The 15,244-nt window shown below is 64.8% G+C and carries 20 protein-coding genes; 8 read left to right on the top strand and 12 right to left on the bottom strand.

What is annotated here, in order from left to right:
* Position 1: 1 nt before the first annotated feature.
* Positions 2-862 carry an MNIO family bufferin maturase gene (bufB, locus tag FNB15_RS04060; RefSeq protein ID WP_144067477.1) on the bottom strand — a complete coding sequence of 287 codons (861 nt, stop codon included), beginning with the start codon at positions 860-862 and terminating at the stop codon, positions 2-4.
* Positions 863-931: 69 nt separating this feature from the next.
* The gene (locus FNB15_RS04055) at positions 932-1,216 is read right to left on the bottom strand and encodes a BufA1 family periplasmic bufferin-type metallophore (RefSeq protein WP_144067476.1); all 285 of its coding nucleotides are present in this window, start codon (positions 1,214-1,216) and stop codon (positions 932-934) included.
* A 179-nt stretch (positions 1,217-1,395) separates the two neighbouring features.
* Here FNB15_RS04055 and FNB15_RS04050 point away from each other — a divergent pair, with 179 nt between their 5' ends.
* Together FNB15_RS04050 and FNB15_RS04045 are read left to right on the top strand one after the other, a co-directional pair.
* The gene (locus tag FNB15_RS04050; RefSeq protein ID WP_144067475.1) at positions 1,396-1,950 is read left to right on the top strand and encodes a sigma-70 family RNA polymerase sigma factor; all 555 of its coding nucleotides are present in this window, start codon (positions 1,396-1,398) and stop codon (positions 1,948-1,950) included.
* On the top strand, positions 1,947-2,585 hold the full coding sequence (locus FNB15_RS04045) for an NrsF family protein (RefSeq protein WP_144067474.1): 639 nt from the start codon (positions 1,947-1,949) through the stop codon (positions 2,583-2,585). The genes FNB15_RS04050 and FNB15_RS04045 overlap by 4 nt, the downstream gene beginning before the upstream one ends.
* Positions 2,586-2,667: 82 nt before the next feature.
* On the opposite strand, the gene FNB15_RS04040 is transcribed toward FNB15_RS04045, so the two are convergent.
* Positions 2,668-3,693, bottom strand: a complete 1,026-nt coding sequence (locus tag FNB15_RS04040) for an aspartate-semialdehyde dehydrogenase (RefSeq protein ID WP_144067473.1) — start codon at positions 3,691-3,693, stop codon at positions 2,668-2,670.
* 205 nt (positions 3,694-3,898) lie between these two features.
* A complete protein-coding gene (locus FNB15_RS04035; RefSeq protein WP_246068785.1) occupies positions 3,899-4,309 on the bottom strand; it encodes a nuclear transport factor 2 family protein in 411 nt (136 codons plus the stop codon).
* Positions 4,310-4,406: 97 nt separating this feature from the next.
* On the opposite strand from FNB15_RS04035, the gene FNB15_RS04030 reads away from it, so the two are divergent.
* The 4 genes from FNB15_RS04030 to FNB15_RS04015 all read left to right on the top strand — a co-directional run bounded on the left by FNB15_RS04030 (position 4,407) and on the right by FNB15_RS04015 (position 7,133).
* On the top strand, positions 4,407-4,871 hold the full coding sequence (locus tag FNB15_RS04030; RefSeq protein ID WP_144067472.1) for a nuclear transport factor 2 family protein: 465 nt from the start codon (positions 4,407-4,409) through the stop codon (positions 4,869-4,871).
* 118 nt (positions 4,872-4,989) lie between these two features.
* The gene (locus FNB15_RS04025) at positions 4,990-5,550 is read left to right on the top strand and encodes a TetR/AcrR family transcriptional regulator (protein ID WP_144067471.1); all 561 of its coding nucleotides are present in this window, start codon (positions 4,990-4,992) and stop codon (positions 5,548-5,550) included.
* A gap of 50 nt (positions 5,551-5,600) precedes the next feature.
* Complete coding sequence (locus FNB15_RS04020; RefSeq protein ID WP_144067470.1) at positions 5,601-6,524, top strand: glutathione S-transferase family protein; 924 nt, start codon at positions 5,601-5,603, stop codon at positions 6,522-6,524.
* Positions 6,525-6,527: 3 nt separating this feature from the next.
* Positions 6,528-7,133 carry a 2-hydroxychromene-2-carboxylate isomerase gene (locus FNB15_RS04015; protein ID WP_144067469.1) on the top strand — a complete coding sequence of 202 codons (606 nt, stop codon included), beginning with the start codon at positions 6,528-6,530 and terminating at the stop codon, positions 7,131-7,133.
* Here the strand turns inward: FNB15_RS04015 and FNB15_RS04010 are convergent.
* A complete protein-coding gene (locus FNB15_RS04010; protein WP_144067468.1) occupies positions 7,130-7,762 on the bottom strand; it encodes a LysE family translocator in 633 nt (210 codons plus the stop codon). The two genes, FNB15_RS04015 and FNB15_RS04010, sit on opposite strands and share 4 nt — an antisense overlap.
* Before the next feature lie 70 nt (positions 7,763-7,832).
* Here FNB15_RS04010 and FNB15_RS04005 point away from each other — a divergent pair, with 70 nt between their 5' ends.
* Complete coding sequence (locus FNB15_RS04005; RefSeq protein WP_144067467.1) at positions 7,833-8,342, top strand: 2'-5' RNA ligase family protein; 510 nt, start codon at positions 7,833-7,835, stop codon at positions 8,340-8,342.
* A 1-nt stretch (position 8,343) separates the two neighbouring features.
* Here FNB15_RS04005 and FNB15_RS04000 read toward each other — a convergent pair whose 3' ends face one another.
* The 5 genes from FNB15_RS04000 to leuC form a co-directional block, all read right to left on the bottom strand.
* Entirely contained in the window at positions 8,344-9,132 is a 789-nt protein-coding gene (locus FNB15_RS04000; RefSeq protein ID WP_144067466.1) for a methyltransferase domain-containing protein, read from the bottom strand.
* Complete coding sequence (locus tag FNB15_RS03995; protein WP_185973703.1) at positions 9,129-9,767, bottom strand: glutathione S-transferase family protein; 639 nt, start codon at positions 9,765-9,767, stop codon at positions 9,129-9,131. Before FNB15_RS03995 ends, FNB15_RS04000 begins: the two co-directional genes overlap by 4 nt.
* Positions 9,768-9,890: 123 nt before the next feature.
* Positions 9,891-11,003, bottom strand: coding sequence for a 3-isopropylmalate dehydrogenase (gene leuB / locus FNB15_RS03990; RefSeq protein WP_144067464.1), 1,113 nt, complete (start codon positions 11,001-11,003; stop codon positions 9,891-9,893).
* 107 nt (positions 11,004-11,110) lie between these two features.
* On the bottom strand, positions 11,111-11,734 hold the full coding sequence (gene leuD / locus FNB15_RS03985; RefSeq protein WP_144067463.1) for a 3-isopropylmalate dehydratase small subunit: 624 nt from the start codon (positions 11,732-11,734) through the stop codon (positions 11,111-11,113).
* A gap of 16 nt (positions 11,735-11,750) precedes the next feature.
* Complete coding sequence (gene leuC / locus FNB15_RS03980) at positions 11,751-13,160, bottom strand: 3-isopropylmalate dehydratase large subunit (protein ID WP_144067462.1); 1,410 nt, start codon at positions 13,158-13,160, stop codon at positions 11,751-11,753.
* Between the two features lie 147 nt (positions 13,161-13,307).
* On the opposite strand from leuC, the gene gcvA reads away from it, so the two are divergent.
* Positions 13,308-14,204 (top strand): transcriptional regulator GcvA, encoded by an 897-nt coding sequence (gene gcvA, locus FNB15_RS03975; protein WP_144067461.1) that lies wholly within the window; start codon positions 13,308-13,310, stop codon positions 14,202-14,204.
* On the opposite strand, the gene FNB15_RS03970 is transcribed toward gcvA, so the two are convergent.
* Positions 14,201-14,674 (bottom strand): DUF2867 domain-containing protein, encoded by a 474-nt coding sequence (locus tag FNB15_RS03970; protein WP_144067460.1) that lies wholly within the window; start codon positions 14,672-14,674, stop codon positions 14,201-14,203. The two genes, gcvA and FNB15_RS03970, sit on opposite strands and share 4 nt — an antisense overlap.
* Positions 14,675-14,727: 53 nt before the next feature.
* Complete coding sequence (locus FNB15_RS03965) at positions 14,728-15,225, bottom strand: DUF2867 domain-containing protein (protein WP_144067459.1); 498 nt, start codon at positions 15,223-15,225, stop codon at positions 14,728-14,730.
* Between the last annotated feature and the right edge of the window lie 19 nt (positions 15,226-15,244).

Genomic DNA, 15,244 nt, shown 5'->3' with positions numbered 1-15,244 from the left:
GTCAGGCGGCCCTCACCTGCGCCGCGGCGCGATCCAGCACAGCCTGTGCCTTTTGCGCTTCGTGCCGCAGCACCGCCCAATCCGGTACGTCGTTGTCCCACTCGACCAGTGTGGGCAATGGCCCGGCGCGTGCGATCACGCTGTCGTACAGCGGCCAGACCGCAGCAGCGATCCGGCTACCATGGTCGTCGATCAGCAGCGGCAGGCCGTGGCGGTCGGTGGTGTCGTGATGGCCGGCGAGGTGAATTTCACCCACGCGGTGCAGCGGAAACTGCGCCAGATAGGCAGCCGGGTCCTCGCCGCGATTGCCGCAGGCGACCAGCACGTTGGTGACGTCCAGCAGCAGGCCGCAGCCCGTGCGTGCCGCGATCTCGGCGAGGAATTCGGTTTCCGGGATCGTGCTGGCGGCGAACTGCAGATAGGTGGCGGGATTTTCCAGCAGCAGGCGGCGGCCGAGCAGGTCCTGCACCTGCGACACATGCGTGATCACGCGGCGCAGCGTGTCTTCCGTATAGGGCAGTGGCAGCAGGTCGTTCAGGAATAGGCCGTCATGGCTCGACCAGGCGAGATGTTCGGAAAAGCTTTGGGGGTCGTAGCGGTCGCAGAGTCTGCGCAGGCGCAGCAGATGGCCGCGGTCCAGTGGCGCGTCGCCGCCAATTGACAGGCCGACGCCGTGCAGCGACAGCGCGTGGTCGGCGCGCAGTGCAGCCAGCTGCGCATGCGGCAGGCCGCCATCGCCCATGTAATTCTCGGCATGCACCTCGATAAAGCCCGGCGGCGCATCGCTGCGCTGGAGCGCGGCGAAATGCTGGGGCTTGAAGGCGGTGCCGGCCCGGGGCGGTAAACTGGCGTGCGAAAGCATGGCGATCGAGAGCAGGAGATGGGGCGGATACTGGCGTGTCAGCGTCGAGGATATCCGCCCCGGACCTGATCAGCCCTTGATCGGGGTGAGCGAGCCCATGCCCTTCGGGGTCTTCATGGTGGTGCAGGTGCCCTTGGCGACCAGCTTGAAGGCATTGCCCTGGTAATCCATCTTGGACGTGCCGGCGCAGGTGGTGCCGGGGCCGGCGGCGCAATCGTTCTTGCCGGCCATCGAAACGCCGTAGCACTTCTCCTTGCTGGCGTCCTGGGCCATGGCCGGGCTGCCGATCATGACGAGAGCGGTGGCGAGCGAGCCGGCCAGCATGGCTGCGGTCAGATGCGTCTTGGCGAGCATGGGTGATCTCCTTTCGGGGCCGCAGAATGGGATGGACGGGAGGTCGCGGCATTACCCCGCCCATGCCTATCCATTCGCGTCCATGCCGCCCTGTGTTACGCTGCTCACGCTTTCGTGTGAGGGAATATTTTTTTCCACACGCAGCGTAACGAAGGCGGGTGGACTGGCGAATGCATGGTGTGAGCGATCGTGAAGCCGAGTGGGCCGCCCTGATGCGGACCGCCCTGGGTGGCGACCGCGCAGCCTATCGGGACCTGCTCGTCGCACTGACGCCGGTCCTGCGTGCGGCTGCGCGGCAGGGCTGCCTGCGCTTTGGTCTCGGGGTCACTGAAGCGGAGGATGTGGTGCAGGAAACCCTGCTGGCGCTTCATCTCAAACGGCAGACCTGGGACAGCACCCAGCCGATCGGCCCGTGGATCCGCGCCATTGCCCGCAACAAGCTGGTGGATGCGCTGCGCCGTCGCGGCCGCCGCGGCGCGGAAGTCGATATCGACGACCTGAGTGATGTGCTGGCGGCACCCGCACCGGAAGACAGCGGCATCCGGCGCGACGTGGCCCGGCATCTGCAGGCGCTGGCGCCGGGTCAGCGCAGCGTGGTGCAGGCGATTGCGATGGACGGCGTCTCGATCCGCGACGCGGCGCAGCGGCTGACGATGAGCGAGGGTGCTGTGCGCGTGGCCCTGCATCGCGGGCTGGCAACTTTGGCAGTACGGCTGAGGAGCAGCGAAACATGAAGACCGACGACCTGATCCATGCCATCGCCGAAGATGTGACGCCGTCCGGCCTGCATCCGCAGCGCAGTCTCGCGCTAGCGCTGGCCGGCGCGGTGGCGGCAGCCGCCATCCTGTTCTGGCTGCTGCTCGGTCCGCGCGGCAATGCACTGGTCTCGCTGGCCGAGCCGCGTTTCGTGCTGAAATTTCTCGTCACGCTGGGGCTGGCCGCGGCCGCCATCGGCCTGGTGCTGCGGCTGATCCGTCCGGGTGCCGCGCCCGGCCTGTGGCACAGCGCGCTGCTGCTGGCACCAGGCCTGCTGCTGATCGGTATTGGCGGCGAATTGCTGGCGGTGCCGGCCGAACGCTGGATGACCGTGCTGGTCGGCGTGAATGCCCGGATCTGCCTGACCTACATTCCGCTGATGGGGCTGGCGCCGCTCGGCCTGATCCTGCTGGCTTTGCGCCGTGGCGCACCGACGCGGCCGGCGCTGGCCGGGGCTGTGGCCGGGCTGATCGCCGGCGGCATTTCGGCCGCCTTCTATGCCTCGCATTGCCCGGATGACAGCCCGTTATTCGTCGCCACCTGGTATGTGCTGGCGATTGCCATACTGGCGGCGCTGGGCGCGTTGCTTGGTCGCTGGCTGCTGCGCTGGTAGGCGGCACAAAAGGAAAGGGCTGCAGTTGGTGCTGCAGCCCTTGGGCAGAGGAGGAGAAGTACTCTGCTGGTATTTCGTCCGGTTACGCGGCCTGCTTCTTCAGGTGGCGGGCCGCCAGCGCTTCGGCAATCTGCACGGCATTGAGCGCCGCGCCCTTGCGCAGGTTGTCCGAGACAATCCACATCGCCAGGCCGTTCTCGACGGTGAAATCCTCGCGGATGCGCGACACGAAGGTGTTGTAGTCGCCGGCGCATTCCAGCGGGGTGATGTAGCCGGCGTCTTCACGGCGATCCAGCACCTGCACGCCCGGGGCAGTGCTGAGAATCTCGCGTGCTTCCTCGGCCGAGATCGGGTTCTCGAATTCGAGATGCACGGCTTCGGAATGGCCGATGAACACCGGCACGCGCACGCAGGTCGCGGTCAGCTTGATCTTCGGGTCGAGAATCTTCCTGGTCTCGGCCGTCATCTTCCATTCCTCCTTGGTGTAACCGTCGTCCATGAAGACGTCGATATGAGGAATGACGTTGAAGGCGATCTGCTTGGTGAACTTCTCGCGCACGACAGGATCGTTGACCAGGATCTGCTTGGTCTGGCGCTCCAGCTCGGTGACGCCCTCGTTGCCGGCGCCCGAGACGGACTGATAGGTCGCGACCACGGCGCGGGTGATCTTCGCGCGGTCGTGCAGCGGCTTCAGCGCCACCACCAGCTGGGCGGTCGAGCAGTTCGGATTGGCGATGATGCCCTTCTTGGTATAGCCGGCGAGTGCATCCGGATTCACTTCCGGCACCACCAGCGGCACGTCGGGGTCCATGCGCCAGAAGCTCGAATTGTCGATCACGATGGCGCCCTGGGCGGCCGCGCGCGGCGCCCATTCCTTCGAGGTGGCGCCGCCGGCCGAGAACAGCGCGATGTCGGTGCCACGGAAGTCGTATTCGTCGAGCGCCTTCACCTTGATATGCTTGTCGCCGAACATGACGTCGCGGCCGACGCTCCGGCGTGAGGCGAGGGCAACCACTTCCGAAACCGGAAACTTGCGTTCGTGGAGAATGTTGAGCATTTCGCGGCCCACCACACCGGTGGCGCCGACAACGGCGACCTTATAGGTCATATCTGGCCTTCTTTCGCTGCGTCCGGCAGGTCGACACCCGGCGGACTTGAGGAACACGAGACGAATGTTGGTGCCCGGCAGGCCGCGCCCGGCAGGCGAGGCGGAAATTAGGCCCCCGCATCCCCGCAGGCAAGCGGGAAATTGCCGCACTTGTACCCCTGTGGAGCAGGGGGGAATAATTTAAGTAAAATCAGTTACTTAATAATTATTCTGTCAACTCGTAATGGAACACCTTGGCGATGATCTGCCAGCGGCCGTCGAGTTTGATGAAGGTCAGCAGATCGGTGAAGAATTTCGGCCCGATGGCGCATTCCACCCGCGCCAGCGCCGTCACCGGCCCGGCGAATTCAATCGAGATGATCCTGTCGCGCCGGGTCTCGCCGCGCTTGGCCGGCGGCTCGCGCTTGTCCACGATGGGGAAATATTCGTCCATGCCGAGTTTGAGCAGCTTGCCCTCGGTGGCGGTGGCGTAGGTCGCCTGCGGATGGAACACGGTGGCGAGCTTCTTCGTGTCGCAGTGATACAGCCCGTCAAAATAGTCGCGCAGCACATTGCTGAGCGCGGCGTAGTCGGCGGCGTTGCGGTCCACGGTGCTCATGGGTGTCTGCTGGTTCATGGTCTTCCTCCCGGTTTCGCAAAGTAAGTAGGGAGGGGCTTGCAAAAGCATAGCGGAATCTGCATTGTACCGATAGGTACAACACAAGGATCCCGCCATGGCCCGCCCGCCGCTGCCGCCGTTCACGCCTGAGACCGCCGCCCAGAAGGCCCGCATGGCCGAGGATGCCTGGAACAGCCGCGATCCGGCCCGCGTGGCGCTGGCCTATACTGAACAGAGCCAATGGCGCAATCGCGCCGAGTTCTTTGCTGGCCGCGATTTGATCGAGCAGTTCCTGGCGCGCAAATGGCAGCGCGAGCTGGACTACCGCCTGATCAAGGAGGTCTGGGCCTTCACCGACAACCGCATCGCCGTGCGCTTTGCCTATGAATGGCGCGATGACAGCGGCCAATGGTATCGCAGCCATGGCAACGAGCAGTGGCAGTTCGATGCCGAGGGCCTGATGGAGCGGCGCGAGGCCAGCATCAACGACGTGCGGATCGCGGAAAGCGACCGCAAGTTCACATGGTCTTTGGGACGGCGGCCGGATGAGCATCCGGGGCTGACGGAACTGGGGCTCTGATACAAAGACTGTCATGGCCGGGCTTGACCCGGCCATCCACGCGGCTGGATCAGCAAGAAAGACGTGGATGCCCGGATCAAGTCCGGCCATGACAATGTTGTTAAAAACCGGAGTTCGAATGCCAGCCGCACTCATATCCCGCGACGACGCCATCGCCCGTATCGCCGAAGTCTTCCGCGAACAGGGCTTCGAGGGCGCGTCTTTAAGCGCGATCACCGAAGCTTCCGGCCTCGGCAAGGGCAGCCTGTACAACCATTTCCCCGGCGGCAAGGACGAGATGGCCGCCGCCGTGCTGGCGCATGTCGATGCCTGGTTCGAAGCTGAGGTCTACGCGCCGCTGCGGGACGCCACCGATCCGCGTGCGGCCGTCACCGCCATGTTCGCGGCAGTGGATGGGTATTTCCGCAGCGGCCGGCGCATCTGTCTGGTTGGCGCCTTCGCGCTGGATGCGACGCGCGACCGCTTTGCCGCCAACGTGCAGGACTATTTCGCCCGCTGGATCGCGGCGCTGGCCGCCTGCCTGAAGTGTGGCGGCGCCAGGCAGTCGCGGGTCCTGGCCGAAACCACTGTTGCCGGCATCCAGGGTGCGCTGGTGCTGAGCCGGGCGCTGGACGAGCCGGCGGTGTTCACGCGTCAGTTACGGCAATTGCAGGATCAGGTGATAGCAGGGCTTGCCTGACGCAACGGCAGTGCCCTTAATCTTCCCTCATAGAAACGGGAGGAAGCACAGTGGCCGCCGATATGATTTTCCATCACTACGACAGCTCGCCGTTTTCCGAGAAGGTGCGCGTCGCCTTCGGCATCAAGAACGTTCCCTGGCAGTCGGTGAAGATCCCGCCGATGATGCCCAAGCCGGACCTCACCGTGCTGACCGGTGCCTATCGCAAGACGCCGGTGATGCAGGTCGGCGCCGATATCTACTGCGACACCCAGATCATCCTGCGCGAGATCGAACGCCGCCATCCCACGCCCACCTTCTACCCCGGCTCCGCGAAGGGCCTGGCCGAAGGCGTCGCCTTCTGGGCCGATCACCAGCTGTTCAGCGCCTCCGTCGCCATCGCTTTTGGCCTGATGGGCGAGAAGATGCCCGATGCCTTCCTGGAAGATCGCGCCAAGTTTTCCGGCCGCAGCATCGACCGCACCAAGCTGAAGATGCAGGCCGCCGTGATGACGGGTCCGTTGCGCGCGCATCTGGGCTGGATCGAGGATGCCCTGCATGATGGCCGCAAATTCCTGTTCGGCGACGCGCCGTCGCTGGCCGATCTTGCCGTCTATCACTGCGTGTGGTTCGTGCGCGACCGCGCCAAAGCCAGCGACCTCAGCGACTACACCGCGCTGAATGTCTGGGCCGACCGCATGAAGGGCTTCGGCCATGGCAGTCCTGCTGAGATGGACTCGGCCGCCGCCATCGCGGTGGCAAAGGCGGCGCAGCCGGCGCCCGCGAAGGCTGGTGTTGCTGCCAATGCGATGGGCTTGACTGCCGGCATGCCGGTCAGCGTGACGCCGGACGACACCGGCCGCGATGCCACGGTGGGCGAGCTGGTCGCGCTGACCGCACAGAGCGTGACGCTCAGGCGCGAAAGCCCGGAAACCGGCACGGTGCATGTGCATTTCCCGCGCGCCGGTTTCATCCTGGTCCCGCATAAAGGTTGAGCGATGGCCCGGCAGATTGAATTCTTCTACGACGTCTCCTCGCCCTGGACCTATCTCGCCTTCGTCAATGTGCAAAAGCTGGCACAGGAAGAAGGCGCCGAGATCGTCTGGCGGCCGTTTCTGGTCGGCGGCGTGTTCAACACGGTGAATCCGACCATGTACCGCATGCGCGAGAATCCGGTGCCGGCGCGCGATGCCTGGGTCAAGCAGGACCTGCAGGCCTGGGCGCGGCTGGCTGGGCTGAAAATCACCTTCCCGCCGAAAGTGTTTCCAGTGAACAGCGTGAAGGCTTTGCGCGGCCTGCTCTGGGCGAAAACGCAGGGTAGGGAAGTTGAACTGGCGACGGCTTTCTTCGAACTCTACTGGTCGGAAGATCGCGACATCTCGCAGGACGAGGTGGTGGCCGAGGCAGCGATGCGCGCCGGCCTCGATCCAGCGCGGCTGGCGCAGGCGATCACCGAACCGGGCGTGAAGGAACAGCTCAAGGCCAATACCGACGAGCTGATCGCGCGCGGCGGTTTTGGCTCGCCCACCATGTTCGTGGGGGCTGGGATGTTCTTCGGCAACGACCGCCTGCCGCTGGTACGCGAGACGCTGCGGCGCGGCTAGCGGCGCAACAATCCCGCACCGGACTGCGTCAGCGCCTGCAGGCCGAAGCCCAGGAAGATCACGCCGCTGATCCGCGTCACCCAGAGTTCGTGACGGCGATACAGCCGGCGCACCGGGGCGGCACCGATCACCCAGACCAGGATCGCATCGCCGATGATGAAGCCGGCACAGGCGGCCAGCAGCAGCGGCGGCAGGCTGGCCCAGCTCAGTTCGCCGGCATGGGCGGCCAGCAGCGCCGTGAACATGGCGATCGCCACGGCGTAGCTTTTCGGGTTGGTGATGCCGAAGGCGAGGCCACGGCGTAAGGGTTGCGTCACTTCGGTATTCAGTGCGCCATCCTCGCGGCGTTTCACCGTCACGGCGCGCCAGCCGAGCAGCAAGAGATAACTGCCGCAGATCACGCCGAGGATGTCGAAGACCAGGGTGCCGAGGCTGGCCGAGCCGATGATCGCCACCAGCGCCAGCGCGCCCCAGACGATATCGCCGGCAAAGTGACCTGCGAGGAATTTCACGCCGGCGATACGCCCCTGTCCGGCGCCAATGCCCAGCAGGGCCAGGAAGGCAGGCCCGGGGGTCAATGTATAGGCGGCGCCGGCAGCCGCCGCGGCGAGATAGAGCGAGAAGGACATGGCACGAGCCTAGCGCATCGTTCGCGCGGGCGGAATATGCCAGACTCGATGGGTGTTATAGGATTTGGCTATGCTGGCAGTGATCGCGGTTCCGGATTTCGCCGAGGATGACGCCGTCTGGATCGACACGATCCGGCGTGCGCATGACCCGCAATATGAGTCCGTGCCGGCGCATGTCACGCTGGTGTTTCCTTTCGAGTCGGCCGATCCGGACTGGTTCGCCGGCCATGTGGCCGCCGTCGCCGCCGTCACCGCGCCGATCAATGTGGCACTCGACAGGCTCGCGCGGATCGACAATCCGCATCAGCCGAAATACCGCTTCCTCAATGTGCTGCTGGCCGATGCCGCCAGTGCCCAACCGCTGACGGCGCTCTATCATGCACTCGGCGGCAAAGGTGGGTACGAGCCGCATGTGACGCTGACGCGCTTCGGCGCGGTGTTCAGCGCGAAAGCGCTGGAAAGACAGTTGGGTGAACTCGGACGGCCGGTGCAGGGGCGGATTGCCGCGCTGGAAATTCTCGAGATCAGCCATGGCGCGATCCGCCGCGGCGCGGCGCGGCCGCTCGCCGGGCGGACCTGATCTATTTCGTGCGGACCAGCACGGCCAGCATCTCGTGCAGGTTCAGCTCGAAATGCGCCACGAAGCCGGGAAACTTGTTGTAGTCCACTGCCAGCGCCAGCGTGTTGAACCAGGCCGCGGCATCCCAGGCGTGATAGTGGATCGAATATTTTTCGCGCTGCAGCCTGTCAGCCAGCTGCTGGGCCTCGTCGCCCTGCTTGCCCGAGACCAGCGTGGCCCATTCCAGGTAATGCGCGGCGCGGGCTTTCTCGGGGCCTTCCTGATCGTCCTGCACCAGATGCGCGAACGGCGTGGTCTGGCGATGACGGTCGAAGGTGTGATCGCGGTTCGGCACTGCATAGAACAGCCGCCCGCCCTTGCGCAGCTTGGCGGCATGAACGCGGAGCGTGCCGAGCAGGTTTTCGCAATGCTCGAGGAAATGATTGGCGACGATGAAGTCGAGGCTGCCGTCGGGAATGGTCTCCAGTGTCTCGCCATTGTCGATGATATCGGGCGCCTGCAGTTTGCGCTGCGCCATCTCGGGGAATTCGCGATACAGGGCGTCGAGCCCCATGCGGTCGACGTATTTCACCTGGGTATTGGGCGGCAGGTCGAGCGGCGTGCCCAGCGCGCCGATCTCGATGCCGCTGCCGCCAAGATAGCGCCGCGCCGCGAAGGCGCGCAGGATGCGCTTGTCGCCGCCCTGTTTCTGTTGGGGCGGTTGCTGTGGGACGGGCGTCTGCTGCGGCTGCGCGGCCGGCTGCTGAAACAGGGGCTGCATCTGCACACGCATGGGGGTGGGTTGGGTCACGGTTTCTCCAGCGGATGGGCCTGGAAGGCCGGCAGGGCCTCGGCCCGTTCCGTCAGAGCATAGAGCGCAGGATATAAACCATCCGTTACCAGTTCCGGCACCATGACGCGCAGGAAGCTGACGGTCACGGCCGCTGTGATATCCGCCATGCCGATCTGTTCACCGAGCAGCCAGGCCCTGTCGTTCTGGGAGTGAGACTTGGCCGCGCGCGCGTCCAGCGCGGCAAGGCCGCCGGCAGCCTGGCGCAGCAGATGCTGGCGCCAGGGCTCGTGCACCTTCTCGGCCGGGCGACGGCGCACTTCGTAGATGGCGTTGACCGATTTATCCAGCACGCCGCTGCCGATTGCCATCAGCTGGATGCAGTCGCGCCGCGACCGGCCATGCGGCGGGATCAGGCTTTTCGCCGGCCCGACCAGTTCCATCAGGTAATCCAGAATGGCGGCGGATTCGATCAGGCGTTCGCCGTCTTCGAGTTCCAGCACCGGCACGCGGCCGACCGGATTGAGTTCCAGCCCGCGATCGGGATCGGCGGTGACCGAGAGATATTCGCGGCTGTGCGGCACATCCAGCAGGGTCATCGCCACGGCGACGCGGCGCGAATAGGGCGACAGGTTGCGACCGATCAGTTTCAGCATGTCTTTCCCTCCGCTGGCGCCCAACAGTCGCCAATGCCCTGCCGTCATGCAAGCCTGAAACGGCACAAATGAAAAAGGCCGGGAGAACATCCCGGCCTTTCGTCGTCCTTTATGACAGGCGGCTTACGCAGCCAGCTTGTCGAGTTCCTTGAGCAGCGCGTCGCCCATGCCGGTGGTGCCGACCTTGGCAGATCCGCCGCCGAGATCGGCGGTGCGCACGCCGCTCTTCAGCACGTTTTCAGCCGCCTGGTCGATCAGGTCAGCATCGGCGCCGAGATCGTAGGCATAGCGCAGGGCCATCGAGAAGCTCTGGATGGTGGCGAGCGGGTTTGCAATCCCCTTGCCCGAAATGTCCGGGGCCGAGCCGTGTACGGGCTCGAACAGCGCCATGCGGCGGCCCGTCGCCGGGTCGGCCGCGCCGAGCGAGGCTGACGGCAGCATGCCGAGCGAGCCGGTCAGCATGGCGGCCGCATCCGACAGGATGTCGCCGAACAGGTTGTCGGTCACCATCACGTCGAACTGTTTGGGCGCGCGCACCAGCTGCATGGCACCGTTATCGGCATACATATGCTCGAGCTGCACGTCCTTGTACTTTTCCTGGTGCAGCTTGGTGACTTCCTCGCGCCACAGCACGCCGGATTCCATCACATTGGCCTTTTCCAGAGAGGTGACCTTGTTGCCGCGCTTCTGCGCCAGCTCAAACGCCACGGCAGCGACACGACGGATTTCGCTGGTGGTGTAGACCTGCGTATTGACGCCACGGCGCTCGCCGTTGCCGATGTCGCTGATGCCGCGCGGCTCGCCGAAGTAGACGCCGCCGGTCAGTTCGCGCACGATCATGATATCCAGGCCACGCACGATTTCGGGCTTGAGGCTGCTGGCCTCCACCAGCGCGTCGAAGCACTTGGCCGGGCGCAGGTTGGCGAACAGCTGCATTTCCTTGCGCAGGCGCAGCAGGCCGCGCTCCGGCTTCTTGTCGAATGGCAGGTTGTCCCATTTCGGGCCGCCGACGGCACCGAGCAGCACCACGCCGCAATCCAGTGCGTCCTGCATCGTCTTGTCGGCTAGCGGCGTGCCGTGCTTGTCGAAGGCCGAGCCGCCGACCAGGTCTTCCTTCACGTCGAAGGAGACATGGCGGCGCTTGTCCATCCAGTCGATGACGCGGCGCACTTCGCCCATCACTTCGGGGCCAATGCCATCGCCCGGTAGCATCAGCATCGTACGGTTGGAAGCCATTCTTTCAGTCCTCTGTGTCTCTAGTTGCCGTCACCCCGGGCTTGACCCGGGGTCCCATTTAAAAATGGGATCCCCGCTTTCGCGGGGATGACAAAGAAAAAATGCTGTTATCGCCCCGCCTGGGCATAGAGCCAGGGCTGGGTGCCGTGCTGCCTGGTTTCGTAGCCGTCGATCTTCGACTTCTTCTCCAGCGTCAGGCCGATGGCATCCAGGCCGTTCAGCAGGCAGTGCTTCTTGTGCGCATCCAGGTCGAATTTGATCACTTCACCATCGGGGCGGGTGATTTCCTGCTTGGCCAGATCGACGGTGAAGCGGGCATTCTGGCCCTGCTTGGCGTCGTCCATCAGCTTGTCGACATCGGCCTGCGGCAGCTTGATCGGCAGGATGCCGTTCTGGAAGCAGTTGTTGTAGAAGATGTCGGCGAAGCTGGTCGAGATCACGCAGCGGATGCCCTGATCCAGCAAAGCCCAGGGCGCATGTTCGCGCGACGAGCCGCAGCCGAAATTGTCGCCGGCCACCAGGATCTGCGCATTCTTGTATTGCGGCTGGTTCATGAAGAAGTCGGGCACCGGCTTGCCGTCGGGCGTCTCGCGCAACTCAAAAAACAGGCCCTTGGCCAGCCCGGTGCGCTCCACGGTTTTCAGGAACTGCTTGGGGATGATCATGTCGGTATCGACATTGATCATCGGCAGCGGGGCGGCGACAGCCGTCAGCGTCGTGAACTTGTCCATTGTGTCTCTCCTGCCCTTAAATCTTGCGCACGTCGGTCAGCGTGCCGGCAATCGCGGCGGCTGCGGCCATGGCCGGGCTCATCAGATGGGTGCGGCCGCGCGCGCCCTGGCGGCCTTCGAAGTTGCGGTTCGACGTGCTGGCGCAACGTTCTTCCGGCTTCAGCTTGTCGGCATTCATCGCCAGGCACATCGAGCAGCCGGGCTCGCGCCACTCAAAACCGGCGTCGACAAAGATCTTGTCGAGGCCTTCCTCTTCGGCCTGGTTCTTCACCAGCCCGGAGCCAGGAACGACCATGGCCTGCACGCCGGCGGCCACCTTGCGGCCCTTGGCGATCACGGCTGCGGCGCGCAGGTCTTCGATGCGGCCATTGGTGCAGGAGCCGATGAAGACGCGCTGCACCGGCACGGTGTCGAGCTTCTCGCCGGCCTTGAGTCCCATGTATTTCAGGGCGCGCTCCAGGGAAATGCGCTTCTGCTCGTCCTTCACATCGGCCGGATTCGGCACGATGCCGGTGATCGGCGCCACATCCTGCGGGCTGGTGCCCCAGGTGATATGCGGCGCGATATCCTCGGCCTTCAGCTCGACAACCGTGTCGTAATGCGCGCCGTCATCGGTCGGCAGCGTCTTCCACCAGGCCAGCGCCTGCTCGAAGGCGGCGCCTTTCGGCGCATGCGGCTTGCCCTTCACATATTCGAAGGTTTTCTCATCGGGAGCTATAAGTCCGGCGCGGGCGCCGGCCTCGATCGACATGTTGCAGACCGTCATGCGGCCTTCCATCGACAGGGCGCGGATGGCGCTGCCGGTATATTCCATCACATAGCCGGTGCCGCCGGCGGTGCCGATCTTGCCGATGATGGCGAGGATGATGTCCTTGGCGGTCACACCGGGGCCGAGCTGGCCGTCGATGTTGATCTTCATGTTCTTCGCCTTGCGCTGCGGCAGGGTCTGGGTGGCCAGCACATGCTCGACTTCCGAGGTGCCGATACCGAAGGCCAGGCTGCCGAAGGCGCCATGCGTCGAGGTATGGCTGTCGCCGCAGACGATGGTCATGCCGGGTTGGGTATAGCCCTGCTCGGGGCCGACGATATGCACGATGCCCTGGTTGACGTCGTTCATCGGGTAGTAGTTGACGCCATATTCGCGGGCGTTGCGGTCGAGCGTCTCGACCTGGATGCGGGCTTCCTCATCTTCGAACACGAACTGGGCGCGGTCCGGGGTGGTCGGCACGTTATGGTCGGGCACGGCCACGGTACGGTCCGGGCGGCGCACCTTGCGGCCGGCGGCCTTCAGGCCGGCAAAGGCCTGCGGCGAGGTCACTTCATGGACCAGATGCAGGTCGATGTAGAGCAGGCCATTGCCGTCGGCATCGATATCGACGAGGTGGCTGTCCCAGATCTTGTCGTACAGGGTGCGGGGCGCGGTCATGGCTGCTGGTCCGTTCGTGAGTACTATTATTGCGAGTGAAGGGGCGTTACCGCCTCGTTTTGGGCGGTGGATTCAAGCCCAGCGGGGCCTCCCCGTCCAGTGGGGATTGCTGGATTTAAATTCCTCTCCGGCTTAAAAGATTTTCCCATGGCCCACCTGCCCAGCCGCCGCCTGCTGCCTCTGAACGCCCTGAAAGCCTTCGAGGCCGCCGGACGGCATCTCAATTTCACCGCCGCCGCCGAGGAACTCTCGGTGACGCTGTCGGCCATCAGCCACCAGATCCGCCAGCTCGAGGAGCTGCTAGGGGTGCCGCTGTTCCACCGCACCCGGAAAGGCCTGGTCCTGTCGACCGAGGGCCAGCTGATCTTGCCGGACGTGCAGGAGGGCTTCGATCACCTGGCCAGCGCGCTTTCCAAGCTGGAGGCCCGGCGCGGCGAAGGCACGCTGACCCTTTCCATGCTTTCCACCTTTGCGATGCGCTGGTTCATCCCGCGGCTCCCGAGGTTCCAGGAAGCCTATCCCGATATCGAGGTGCGGATCACCACGTCGCTGAAACCGGCCGACCTGGAGCGCGAAGGCATCGACTGCGCGATCCGCTACGGCGACGGCGACTGGCCCGGGCTGAATGCGACGCGGCTGTTTGCCGAAGCGCTGGTGCCAGTGGCGCATCCGAAATTCAAGGACACGATCAAAAAGCCGACCGATCTGAAAGGCCAGAAGCTGTTGCACAGCCAGAACCGCCGCGAGGACTGGCGCGTCTGGCTGAAGGCCGCCGGCCAGACCGATATCGATCCTGTCGTCGGCCAGATGTTCGAAACGCGGTCTTACGCGATCCAGGCGGCGGTTCAGGGCATGGGCATAGCAGTGATGGACCCGGCGATGGTGGCCGAGGAAATCGCCGGCGGCCGTCTGGTGCCGCTGTTCGACACGCCGCTGCCGCTCACCAATGCCTACTGGTTCGTCTGCCTCGACCATATGGGCGACGCGCCGCGCATCAAGGCGATGCGCGAATGGCTGGTCGAAGAAGTGAAGGACGCGGTCTAGGTGCCAGCCTGGCCCAGCTTCTCTGCCAGCTGCTTCACCATGCTGCGCACGATCAGCTTGTGGAACGGCATGATCAGCGCCAGATAGCTGCGGCCGATCCAGTTATGCGTGGCCACCGCCGTGGTCAGCGTGATGCGGCTGCCATTTCCTTCAGGGACGATACGCATCAGGGCGCGAAAATCCAGATGCCCGTCATCCAGTCCCGATACCACTTCATCGGCTGATTCACGTAGCACCGGAAACCCCTTGCGGATCTTTGGCGCCTTGTAGCCGAGCCGGCCCATGATCGCATTGCGCATCGACAGCAGGGCGCTGGCCCAGGCCGGCGGCGTGCTGAAGAAGTCGGCCGAGACCTCGCGCGCATCCAGATCGCGGCGCGGCACCACCACGCTGAAGGCATCGGCGAAATCGCAGCCGGGCAGGCTGGCGATGAAGGCCGGGTCGGCGGGCACGGTGGTCACGGTCTGCATTGCGGCAGTATGCGCCCGGATCGGCAGGCCGTCGCGGGGCGGGTTGTCGCAGCTTACGTTGCGGATTCCACAAGTTTCGTCGCCACCCGTGTCAGCAGGCTGCGCACCACCAGCTTGTGGAACGGCATGGCGGCGGCGAGATAGATGCGGCCGAGCCGGTTATGCGTGCGCACGATGGTGGTGACGGTGACCATGCCCAGATTCGGGCCATCAGGTCCGAGGCGGATCGTATCCGTGCGGAACTGGGTGCGGAAATCCAGATGGTCGTCGTTCACGCCGACGATCACATCACTCGGGCCTTCCTGCAGCACCGGCAGGCCCTGCATGATCTCGTCGGTCTTCAGGCCGAAGGGGCGCATCGCCAGATTGCGGATTTTCATCAGCCAGCCGGCCCAGTCAGGCAGGCTGCTGAAGGCGAGGGCGGCGACGGCGCGCGCATCCAGATCGCCGCGCGGCACCACCACGGTGAAGGCGTCGGAGAAATCCGTCCCCGGCAGGCTTGCGACGAAGGCCGGGTCAGGCGCGGCATCGGTGACGGTCGGGCTGCGCATCGCCGCAGCATGAAGGTTT

It is taken from the genome of Ferrovibrio terrae (assembly GCF_007197755.1).
GTDB classification, from domain to species: domain Bacteria; phylum Pseudomonadota; class Alphaproteobacteria; order Ferrovibrionales; family Ferrovibrionaceae; genus Ferrovibrio; species Ferrovibrio terrae.
The sequence above is the reverse complement of the archived record's forward strand: the minus strand, read 5'-3'. Positions and strand labels throughout refer to the sequence as shown.